Below are 11,009 nucleotides of genomic sequence, written 5' to 3'. Positions count from 1 at the left end.
GTCGGGGGGGCGGTTAGCGCTTTTCTGCGGTCAATCTCTTGAGCATTCGCAGGGGCGCAAAGGCCCGCCGTTGCGGCAACCGTCGCTGAAATCACGCTCGCGAAGAACCATTTAGATCTAACCATTTCCGTTTTTCCTGTCATTCCATTCCATGTTCTGCGTGACATAAGCAATAGAAGCTACGGAGGCAATTCATTGTTGATCGGACAACCGCGGTCCGCCGAGTATCGAATCTCGAAACGGGAAAGCCGTGTCCGGAAGCGATTTTTGCACGTCTCAGACTGTGACAAAATAGTTACAATCTCTACAAAAACCGCCCTTTTCCCTGAACAGAAGCTTTACAGACCACAAGCCTTGTTGCAATTGACCCCCAACTCGGTGGTCGAATCCGTGCGTTTGGGGCGCGCAGATTGCCACCGGTCAACAACCGGGGACCGGCCACAATGGCCTACCTCTCCAGAATAAGGGACTGGATTAACATGAGAAATTATTCAAACCTAAAGGCGTCAGTGGCACCAATGGTGCTCGGACTCGCCATGGTTTCTGCACCTGCTTTTGCGCAGGATCAGGACATTCAGGAAGCTGACACCGCTAGCAGCAACGTTATCGTTGTTACGGGTTCGCGTATCAGCAACCCTAACCTGGAGCTTTCAAGCCCGGTTGGCGTTGTGACTTCCGAAGAACTCGAGCTTCGCCAGACCAACACCGCTGAACAGTTCCTTCGCGAACTGCCATCGGCAATTCCAACAACCGGTTCTGCAGTGAACAACGGTAACGGCGGTTCTTCCTTCGTTAACCTTCGCGGTATCGGTTCGCAGCGTAACCTGGTTCTGCTCGACGGACGTCGTTTCGTTCCTGCTGACACAACCGGTCGCGTCGATCTCAACAGCATCCCGCTGGCGGTTATCGAACGTACCGACGTTTTGACCGGTGGTGCAACCACCACTTATGGTGCGGACGCAATCTCCGGCGTTATCAACTTCATCACCAAGCGTGACTTTGCTGGTGTCGAACTAAACGTCTCCGAGCAGATCACCGAAGAAGGCGACGGCAATGTATTCCGCGCTGACATGACCATTGGTGCCAATTTCGACGACGGCCGCGGTAACGTGGTTCTGAGCGTTGGTTATCAGGACCAGGACGCGATCTACCAGGGCGACCGTAGCTTTGGCGAATTTAACGTCAGTTCCTTTAATGGTCAGGCTGGTGGCTCATCGAATGCTATCCCAGCCGTGATCGTTGGCCCAATCCCGGGCGGTTTTGGCCAGATTGCTCCCGACGGACAGACCGTGCAGAGCGGTGTGTTTGATCGTCCGTTCAACTTCAATCCATTCAACATCTTCCTGACTCCTTTCGAACGGTTTAACGTATTCGGTTCCGCTCGTTATGAAATCAACGAAAATGTCGAGCTATATTCGCAGGCTGCTTTCTCGAAGCAGACTGTTGCAACGATTATTGCTCCCGGCGGTTCGTTCTTCAACAACTACGACATCAACCTCAACAACCCGACCATTCCAGTGGGAATTGCGAACCAATTCTGTACCGGTCTTGGCCTGACGGCAGCTCAATGTCTTGCCGGAAGAACCACGCCATTTGGTCCAACATTGGCTGATGGTAGCGCGAACCCTGATTTCGTAAACATCAATACCCAGGTTCGTCGTCGTACCATCGAAGCCGGTACGCGTGATTCGATCTACGTTTCGACATTGTTCAACATGGTAGTCGGCGCGCGTGGCGACATTACCGACAATATCCGCTACGATATTTCGGGTACCTATGGTGAAAGTGAACGGATCCAGACCCAAACCGGTTTTGCCCGTCGCTCACGTCTGGATGACTCGCTATATGCCCTTCCTGATGGAACCTGTATTTCGGGTAACGCAGGTTGTGCGCCGATCAATCTCTTCGGTCTCGAAGGCGATCTTGGTTCGCAGGCAGCCATCGACTACGTGTTCAGCCTGAACCAGCAGGTGATCACTTCAACCTCGATTGCAACGGTTAACGGAAGTATCACTGGTGACCTTGGTTTCGGTCTCGCCGAAACACCGATCCAGTTTGCTGTCGGCGGCGAATATCGCAGCTTCACAGCATCGCGGGTTTCCGATGATGCATCGAAAACACCAGGTGCCGTTGTTGGTGCCGGTGGTGCGGCTCCGGATATTTTCGGTTCTTATGATGTTTACGACGCCTTCGGCGAATTGAGCATTCCTGTCTTCGAAGGTGAATCCTTTGCAGAAAGCCTGACCATCGATCTCGGTGCACGTTATTCCGATTACTCCACTGCGGGTACGGAATTCACCTGGAAAGCTGGCGGTAGCTGGGAAGTTATTCCTGGTCTTACCTTCCGTGGCAACTATCAGCGTTCTTCACGCGCACCTAACATTGGTGAGCTGTTTGCGCCGGTTTCTACGGGCCTCAGCAACCTTGCAAACGATCCTTGTCAGGGTCCTGTAGCGCCAACCGGTAGCCTGCTTGCAGCTTGTTTGCTTCAGGTTCCAGCTGGTTCGCCAGGTGCAGCCGCTGTCCAGAACGGTACGGTTCTTCCACCGGCCGCTGGTCAGATCAACATCACCGCTGGCGGTAACCCGCTGCTCGGTACCGAAACTGCAAAGACATGGACTGTTGGTGTTGCGTTCCAACCGGACGCCATTCCTGGTCTGTCTCTGACCGTTGATTATTTCAATATCAAGGTCACCGACGCGGTTTCTGCACCAACAGTTGGTGACGCGATCGCAGCGTGTTTCAATGCACCATCAGGAACCAACCCGTTCTGCGGTAGCGACTTTATTTCGCGTAACCCGAACACGGGTGGCCTCGACGGTGATCCGTCCAACACCAAGGGACTGGTTCTTCAACAGAGCAACCTTGGTAAGATTGCGACAGACGGTGTCGACGTGAGTCTCCGTTATAACACGGATCTTACCGATAATATCGGATTGGCTCTCTCCTTTGACGGTACCTGGACCAACAAGAACAAGTTCCAGGCTACCCCAACAGGACTGGATCGTGAGTGCGTTGGCTACTATTCAGTTAACTGTGGTTCGCCACAGTCTGAGTTTGCCTTCTCGCAGCGGACCTCGCTCACCTTCGAAGAAGATTTCACAATGTCTCTTCGCTGGCGTTATCTGAGTGCTCTGATTCAAGAGCCACAGGATGTGGTCGACAACGGAGCAGCCTTTATCGGTAATTCGCCACTATTTGGTGATGTTGACTTCACCAAGATCCCGGCGGAAAGCTATTTCGATCTGTCCGGCCAATGGGATGTTAGCGAAAATGTTCTGATCACGCTTACCGTGCAGAACCTGTTCGACAACAAACCTACGGTTGTCGGTTCGGACATTGGCTCGACATCGTTCAACTCCGGTAACGTATACCCGTCATCCTATGACGCACAGGGTCGTCGTTATGGTGCGAGTGTTAAATTCAAATTCTAATCGAACGATCAGAATTGAAAAAAAAGGGCGGGCCATTTGGTCCGCCCTTTTTCGTCGTGCGGTTGAGTTTTACAGCTTTTCATGATAGAAATCTCTCGACTGTTAGCGTGAGGTTCCAATGACATTAAAATATGCGCTGAGCTTTAGTGTAATTTCTATTGGTGTATTTGGCGCCATTCCGACTGTTGTTAACGCTCAGCAGCAGGGTTCTGATGAATCAATGGCTCAGGAAGACCCTGAAGGACTCATTGTTGTGAAGATACTTCCTGCTCTGGATGCAACGTCTTCGGAGATTAGCAATGCGCCGCGACGTATCACCGACAGACGTGATCCCGAATATGTTCGATGCCGGTTGGAACCCGTGGCCGGTTCTTATTTGAAAAAGCGCAAGATTTGTATGACAAACCACGAATGGACATTGGCGATCCGCAAGGGCAACCAATATGCGAGAGAATTTGTCGACGACAACCAACCGGGATTTATGCTGCAGTAGATTTTTTTGCTGGCTTGAATTTGACTGATGATTAGACAAAGGCTTGGAATAGCAATGAAAATTCTTATTCGAACACTGATAACCGGCTTGTTCGCAGCAACCGCGTTCACCGCATCACCGGCGATCGCCGCCGACAAGGACACCGTTGAAGAGCAGTCGAAAAAACCGAAGAAAATTGTTGATCGGCGCGATCCGAAATATGTACGATGCCGGTCCGAACCCATCATCGGATCGCTCGCCAAAAGGCGTCGCGTTTGCATGACTAACGAGGAATGGGCTGAATATACTCAGATCGGTTCACGCAATTCGAAAGAGTTTGTTGAAGATAATCAGCCAGGCTTTATGATAACACCAAATTAAGCCGGTTCAAATTTATGACGACGGGTTAAAATTGTAAAATTATGATTACAGGAGTTACTATGAAAATTCTTCTACCAACGCTTCTTATCGGAGCATTAGCTACAACAGCTCTCACGGTTTCGCCGGTGGCAGCAGCTGACACGAAGAATGAGAGTGAGAAGGCGAAAAAGCCCAAGAAAATCACCGACCGGCGTCATCCGGATTATGTGCGTTGCCGTTCGGAACCGGTCATCGGATCTCTGACCAGGAAAAAACGTACTTGCATGACCAATGCCCAATGGGTGGAATATACGCGTAAAGGTTCGCGTGAATCGCAGCAGTTCGTCGACGATATGCAGTCGGGTCTCAGCACCAACAACTAACGCGATTTTATGGCCGTTGGTCGAGAAGCCGGCTATCCATTTCCAACTGGATATGCTGGCTTTCGGCGACCGCCTGTGCCCACTGGGTAACCATCTCGATTTCAGCTCCGTGTAACGCGGCCATTTGGCTTTGTTCCTGCTGGCGGGCCTTCGCATCGAAAACGCCATCGGGCTTTGCCTGATCAAGTTTGGAATGGCTGTTAAAGGCAGGTCCCTCGAGTGTCTGGTTGATCTTGTTGTCATCCATCCCGAGGTCAAAAAACTGGTTGAGCGAGCGGAGCGTTCCTCTCTGTTCGGACAGGAAACGGTCGCTGTCGAGAATTTTGACCCTGTCGCGACCAACGGTCTCGATGATCTTTGCAAAGGCAGCATGCTGGGAAAGCCAGCCGATGGCCGCGATCTGTAGGTCGGTGAGTTGCAAAAGCTCTTCCTGGGAAAACCCGCCGATAGCATAGCCGTCTTTCATCGTTCCGATGAGCACGTCACGCACCCAGATCCGGCCCCACATTTCCTTTTTGGCAATCGACTGGAGATAGGATTCCAGCGGGGCGTATAACAATAACGCCTTGGCTTCGGGACGCAATTTGAGAGCGGGAATGGCAAGTGGTGTGCAGATATTCGATGGCTTGATGATTACGGCCCGATCATCGCCCATCGGCCGCGCGAGCAGGTCTAGCGACTTGTCCAATACGGCTGCCAGCTTCTGATTGTCGGCACCGCGCCGCCGCCAGCCGATCATGTCGTTGAGGATGACCGGCTCTTTCAGCCCCATCGAGACGCCCGGAATGTCAAAGGCGCGGGCCATCATCGTCGAGCAGCAATAAGCGGAATGGAAAATGAAGTGGACTGGTGCGGTTGGCAGCGGTTCTTGATCCAGATCCGCCCGGCCGATCAGTTCATAATGATCCACATCCGGCAAATGCTCGTCGGTAATGAACGTGCATGCGCGATGTGTCTCGCGCGTTACGTGGACAAAGCGAAAGCCATCGGCAACCTCGTCATAGCGATGTGCCAGATAGTCCGCATTGCTGATGATGGCTGCTTGGTTCGCGGTTAAACTCATCGATGCTATTTGCCCGTCAGGAGCAGATCGCGCAAGGTTAAGCTGCGGGCGTGGCAACCGGCTCCATCTTCAGCGCGCCATCCCCTTCGTCAATGTTGACGGTGCTATTATCCGGCACGTCACCGCGCAGGATCAGATCGGCGAGCGGATCCTGAAGATATTTCTGGATCGCGCGTTTCAGCGGCCTTGCACCATATACCGGATCATAGCCCACCCGCCCCAGCCAGCGCCGGGCTGCATCGGTGAGTTCCAGTTCGATCTTCCTGTCCTTGAGCAATTTCTGGACCCGCAAGACCTGAATATCGACAATCGGCGCCATATGTTCCTCGGCAAGCCGGTGGAACAGGATGATTTCGTCCAGCCGGTTGAGGAATTCGGGGCGGAAATGCGCGCGGACGACTTCCATCACCTGCGGCTCGACATCCTTGACGGTCTCCTTGTCCTTCAGGTTTGCCATATATTGACTGCCGAGATTGGAGGTCAGGATGATCAATGTGTTGGAGAAGTCTACCATCCGGCCCTGACCATCGGTCAGTCGACCGTCATCAAGCACCTGCAGCAATACGTTAAACACATCACCATGGGCTTTCTCGACTTCGTCGAACAGGATCACCTGATAGGGGCGTCTGCGCACTGCTTCTGTCAAAACACCGCCTTCGTCATAGCCTACATAGCCGGGAGGCGCTCCGATCAGGCGGGAAACGCTGTGCTTTTCCATGAATTCGGACATGTCGATGCGGACCATTGCCTGATCATCGTCGAACAGAAATCCGGCGAGCGCCTTGGTGAGTTCGGTCTTCCCAACGCCGGTGGGGCCGAGGAACAGGAAACTCCCCAAAGGCCGGTTGGGATCTTGCAAACCGGCGCGGCTGCGGCGCACGGCTGCGGATACAGCCGAGATTGCGTCCTTCTGCCCGATCACCCGCTCGCCGATCAATTCTTCCATCGCCAGCAGCTTTTCGCGTTCGCCCTCGAGCATCTTGTCGACCGGGATGCCGGTCCATTTCGAAACCACAGCGGCGATGTCTTCGGACACGACTTCTTCGCGCAGCATCGCTCCTTCGCTCGCGCCGGCGGCTTCTTCGAGTGCTTTTTCCAGGTTGGGAATGGTGCCGTAGCTCAGCTCCCCGGCCTTGGCGAGATCCCCAGCCCGTTCGGCCTGCTCCAGTTCGAGCCGGGCGTGATCCAGCTTTTCCTTGAGCTGGGCTTCGGCGTTGATCTTGTCCTTCTCGCCCTGCCAGCGCGTGGTCAGTTCCGCGGATTGCTGCTCGAGTTCGGAGAGCTCTTTCTTGAGCGTTTCAAGTCGTCCCTTGGACGCATCGTCACTTTCCTTCGAAAGCGCCTCGCGCTCGATCTTGAGCTGGATGATCCGCCGGTCGAGCGTCTCGATTTCTTCCGGCTTGGATTCCACTTCCATGCGAATCCGCGAAGCCGCTTCGTCCATCAAATCGATGGCTTTGTCGGGCAGGAAGCGGTCCGAAATATATCGATTCGACAGCGTTGCAGCGCTGACCAGAGCGCCGTCGGTAATCCGCACTCCGTGGTGCAGCTCGTATTTTTCCTTCAGTCCGCGCAGGATCGAGATCGTGTCCTCGACCGTTGGCTCGCCGATGAAAACAGGCTGAAACCGCCGCTGCAGGGCAGCGTCTTTTTCGACATATTTCTGATATTCGTTGAGCGTGGTGGCGCCGATACAATGGAGTTCTCCGCGCGCCAGAGCTGGCTTGAGCAGGTTGGAAGCATCCATCGACCCTTCCGAAGCGCCCGCACCGATCAAAGTGTGCATCTCGTCAATGAACAGGATGATTTCACCATCGGCTCCGCGCACTTCATCGAGCACGCTCTTCAGCCGTTCTTCAAACTCGCCACGATATTTCGCGCCCGCGATTAACGAGCCCATGTCGAGTGACATCAGCCGGCGGTCCTTCAAGCTGTCCGGGACATCGCCATTGGCAATGCGCAGCGCCATGCCTTCTGCAATCGCGGTCTTGCCGACGCCTGGTTCACCGATCAGGACCGGATTATTCTTGGTCCGTCGGGCCAGTATCTGGATCGTACGACGGATTTCCTCGTCGCGGCCGATCACCGGATCGAGCTTGCCGTCGCGAGCCGCCTGGGTCAGGTCGCGAGTGAATTTTTTCATCGCCTCATAAGCGTCTTCGGCGGTCGCGCTATCCGCCGACCGTCCGCCGCGCAATTCGTTGATCGCAGTGTTCAAGGCATCGGCGGTTACGTCAGCAGATTTCAACGCCTTGCCGGCCGCCGTATCCTTGGACAGAACCAGCGCGAGCAGCAAGCGCTCGACAGTGACATAGCTATCACCGGCCTTGTCTGCGATCTGTTCAGCCTGATCCAGCACCCGGACCGCGTCATTGTTGAGCCCAGGTGTTTGTTGGGCTCCGCCTCCGGAAACCGCCGGAATTTTTGCCAATACGGCATCAATTTCCTGATGCGCCTTTTTGGCGTCGCCGCCCGCCTTGGTGATCAGACCGGATGCCATGCCCTGATCGTCTTCGAGCAGCGCCTTGGCGACATGCGCGGCGGTAATCTGCTGGTGGTTCATCCGGATGGCGACGGTCTGCGCGGATTGCAGAAATCCTTTGGCGCGGTCGGTAAATTTCTCAAGGTTCATCGGTTCATCCTGTTTAATCTCAGTGTCTTGTCATAAATATGGTGTTGTAGTCGTGCAACACAACCATATTGATCACTTTTTCCGCTGGATTTATGTGGTAAGCGTCAGCAAGCGTGAAAATATGCGCAGCTTATGCTGCTGTCGGGAAGGGCAAAATACGTGAAAACACTTAAGCGTGCAGGCATTGGACTGTTGGTTTTTCTGGCACTGGTTGCAATCGGTCTGGCGGTCTGGGAACCGTTGACCATTGACACAGCCGCACCTCCGACGGGCGGCCCCTATGAAGCCCGGATCGTGCGCGATGATTTTGGCGTGCCGCATATTTTCGGCAAAACCGACGCCGATGTCGCTTATGGTGTGGCTTATGCCCACGCGGAAGATGATTTCTCGACGCTGCAGGAAGTGACCGCGATGACCCGGGGCCGGATGGCCACGCTCAACGGTGCGGACAGCGCGCCGATCGATTATATCGCCGCGTTGCTTGATGTGCGCGGTACAGTGACCCGCAAATATGATGATCTGCCGCTGGATGTTCGCGCATTGCTCGACGGCTATGCGTCCGGGCTCAATCAATATGCCAAGGAGCATCCAGAAGAGATTCAGCTGGCTAAATTATTTCCGGTCAACGGTCAGGATATTGCCGCAGGTTTCGTGCTCCGGTCGCCCTTTTTCTTCGGTCTCAACAGTCCGATCGAAGCGCTGGTGCAGAACAAGCCCCTGCCGCGCGAAGGCGGGCCGCGCTTGAACGATGAGCCGGCAAAAACATCGATCCATCCGTTGAGTCCGGACAAAATTGTCGAAGAAGAAACGGTCACGCCGGTCGGCCCCGATCCGGATGAAAATGGTTCCAACGCCTACGCGATTGCACCGGAACGTTCTCCCGAGGGCAAGACACGCCTGATCTCCAATTCGCACCAGCCGCTGCGCGGCAATGTCGCCTGGTACGAGCTGGTCGTGCACAGCGAACAGGGATGGGATTTCGCCGGCGCTAATTTCCCTGGTTCGCCGTTCCCGTTTCTCGGCCACAACAAATATCTTGGCTGGACCAACACCGTCAACCGCCCCGACCTGATCGATATCTACAAGCTAACGCTGAACGACAAGAAAGACGCCTACCGGTTCGACGGTGAATGGAAGCCGCTGGAGAAGAAGCGCGTCTGGCTGAAGATCAAATATGGCCCGTTTGTCATTCCCTATCCGCAGGTCGCCTATCGTTCGGTCCACGGGCCGGTGATCATCAATAACAGCGGCGCTTACGCGCTCCGCTATGCCGGTATCGACGAGCTCGATATGCTGACCCAATATTACCGCATCAACAAGGCGACCAATTTCGACGAATGGCAGGCGGCGATGGCGGGGCAGGGCGTTCCGGCGACCAATTTCGTCTATGCCGATGTTGAGGGCAATATCGGACTTTATTATAACGCAATGTTCCCCGACCGGCCCGACGGCTATGACTGGCGCACGGTTCTCCCCGGCGATACGTCCGCGACTCTGTGGCAGGGCGCGCTACCGTTCACCCGTGTCCCCGCTCTGGTCAATCCGGCGTCGGGCTATATCATGAACGCCAATAACACGCCGTTTATCGCGGCGGGGCCGGGGGATGAATTGAACCGCGATAATTTCTCATCGCTGCTCGGGGTCGAGGATGACCAGACCAACCGCTCGCGCCGCTCGATCGCCTTGCTCGAACGCGCCAATGCCGATGGCAAGCTGACCGATGACGAGCTGTGGAAAATCAAATATGACACCGGCTACGAGAAAGCGGGCTATGCGAAAAACTGGCTGGACAAGATTGCCGCGCTTGACCTGAAAGGCAGCGCGAAACTGCTTAAAGCGCAGCAATTGCTTGCCCAGTGGGACTGGGATCTCGATGGCAAGGGCGCGGCCGACGCGCTCGCGCTGATGGTCCTGCGTCCGGCAAACAAGTCACATTATAACCGCGGGAAAATGCCAGATCCGCGACAGATATTGGAGGAAACGGTCGACCATCTGACGAAATATTTCGACAAGATCGATCCACCAATGATGGATGTGCTGCGGATGCGGCAGGGCAAGGTCGATCTTCCGGTCGACGGCGGCAATGACACGATCCGGGCGTCAACTCTCTGGGATGTCGAGGACGACGGGCGGCTTTCGGTGCGCCACGGCGACAGCTTCATCATGTTCATCGAATGGGCCAGGGACGGCAAGGTCCACTCCCGCTCGATCCAGCCCTTCGGCGCCGCGACCACGCGGTCGAAGTCACCGCATTATACTGATCAGATGCAGCTGTTTGTCGACAAGAAGCTGAAACCGGTGTGGTTTGATCCGAAGGATCTGGAGAAGCACAAGACGAGTGATAAGGTGGTGAAGAGCGGCAAAAAATAATCTGCTCCGCGCTCGACGCGGAGCCCTGGAGGCAATCGGAATGGTAATTGAATGACCAGATCCGGCTATGTCTATCTCATGGCCAACCGTCGGCGCGGAAAAACCTATCTCGGCGTCACCAGCAATTTGGTCCAGCGCGCCTATCAGCATCGTAACAAGTTGATCGAAGGATATTCGAAGGAGCATGATTGCACTTTGCTTGTCTGGATTGAAGCGCACGACGACATCCAGGATGCACGAGCCCGGGAATGGAAACTCAAGAAATGGCGCAGGGAATGGAAACTGGCGTTGGTTG

General features: G+C 54.7%; 8 protein-coding genes. 6 read left to right on the top strand and 2 right to left on the bottom strand.

Annotated features, from left to right (window positions below; translation table 11 throughout):
* The first annotated feature begins 443 nt into the window (after window positions 1-443).
* From WBM93_RS07075 to WBM93_RS07060, 4 genes are all read left to right on the top strand, one after another.
* Complete coding sequence (locus WBM93_RS07075; RefSeq protein WP_424430088.1) at window positions 444-3,434, top strand: TonB-dependent receptor domain-containing protein; 2,991 nt, start codon at window positions 444-446, stop codon at window positions 3,432-3,434.
* A gap of 118 nt (window positions 3,435-3,552) precedes the next feature.
* Complete coding sequence (locus tag WBM93_RS07070) at window positions 3,553-3,927, top strand: hypothetical protein (RefSeq protein ID WP_424430085.1); 375 nt, start codon at window positions 3,553-3,555, stop codon at window positions 3,925-3,927.
* Between the two features lie 54 nt (window positions 3,928-3,981).
* Window positions 3,982-4,287, top strand: a complete 306-nt coding sequence (locus WBM93_RS07065; protein ID WP_424430082.1) for a hypothetical protein — start codon at window positions 3,982-3,984, stop codon at window positions 4,285-4,287.
* Window positions 4,288-4,346: 59 nt separating this feature from the next.
* Window positions 4,347-4,649 (top strand): hypothetical protein, encoded by a 303-nt coding sequence (locus WBM93_RS07060; protein ID WP_424430079.1) that lies wholly within the window; start codon window positions 4,347-4,349, stop codon window positions 4,647-4,649.
* A gap of 7 nt (window positions 4,650-4,656) precedes the next feature.
* On the opposite strand, the gene WBM93_RS07055 is transcribed toward WBM93_RS07060, so the two are convergent.
* Together WBM93_RS07055 and clpB are read right to left on the bottom strand one after the other, a co-directional pair.
* Window positions 4,657-5,712 carry a hypothetical protein gene (locus WBM93_RS07055; RefSeq protein ID WP_424430076.1) on the bottom strand — a complete coding sequence of 352 codons (1,056 nt, stop codon included), beginning with the start codon at window positions 5,710-5,712 and terminating at the stop codon, window positions 4,657-4,659.
* Window positions 5,713-5,749: 37 nt separating this feature from the next.
* A complete protein-coding gene (gene clpB / locus WBM93_RS07050; protein WP_424430074.1) occupies window positions 5,750-8,344 on the bottom strand; it encodes an ATP-dependent chaperone ClpB in 2,595 nt (864 codons plus the stop codon).
* A 159-nt stretch (window positions 8,345-8,503) separates the two neighbouring features.
* On the opposite strand from clpB, the gene WBM93_RS07045 reads away from it, so the two are divergent.
* Together WBM93_RS07045 and WBM93_RS07040 are read left to right on the top strand one after the other, a co-directional pair.
* Window positions 8,504-10,714: a penicillin acylase family protein gene (locus WBM93_RS07045; protein ID WP_424430071.1), complete on the top strand. Its 2,211-nt coding sequence runs from the start codon at window positions 8,504-8,506 to the stop codon at window positions 10,712-10,714.
* Window positions 10,715-10,765: 51 nt separating this feature from the next.
* On the top strand, window positions 10,766-11,009 hold a 244-nt coding region (locus WBM93_RS07040), incomplete at its 3' end, for a GIY-YIG nuclease family protein (protein WP_424430068.1).

The organism is Parasphingorhabdus sp. (genome assembly GCF_049667325.1).
Taxonomy (GTDB): Bacteria; Pseudomonadota; Alphaproteobacteria; order Sphingomonadales; family Sphingomonadaceae; genus Parasphingorhabdus.
The sequence above is the reverse complement of the archived record's forward strand: the minus strand, read 5'-3'. Positions and strand labels throughout refer to the sequence as shown.

Bases quoted from the DNA above. Each gene is read 5' to 3' on its own strand.
- WBM93_RS07075 (WP_424430088.1), top strand. From the start codon at position 444: ATGGCCTACCTCTCCAGAATAAGGGACTGGATTAACATGAGAAATTAT.
- WBM93_RS07070 (WP_424430085.1), top strand. From the start codon at position 3,553: ATGACATTAAAATATGCGCTGAGCTTTAGTGTAATTTCTATTGGTGTA.
- WBM93_RS07065 (WP_424430082.1), top strand. From the start codon at position 3,982: ATGAAAATTCTTATTCGAACACTGATAACCGGCTTGTTCGCAGCAACC.
- WBM93_RS07060 (WP_424430079.1), top strand. From the start codon at position 4,347: ATGAAAATTCTTCTACCAACGCTTCTTATCGGAGCATTAGCTACAACA.
- WBM93_RS07055 (WP_424430076.1), bottom strand. From the start codon at position 5,712: ATGAGTTTAACCGCGAACCAAGCAGCCATCATCAGCAATGCGGACTAT.
- clpB (WP_424430074.1), bottom strand. From the start codon at position 8,344: ATGAACCTTGAGAAATTTACCGACCGCGCCAAAGGATTTCTGCAATCC.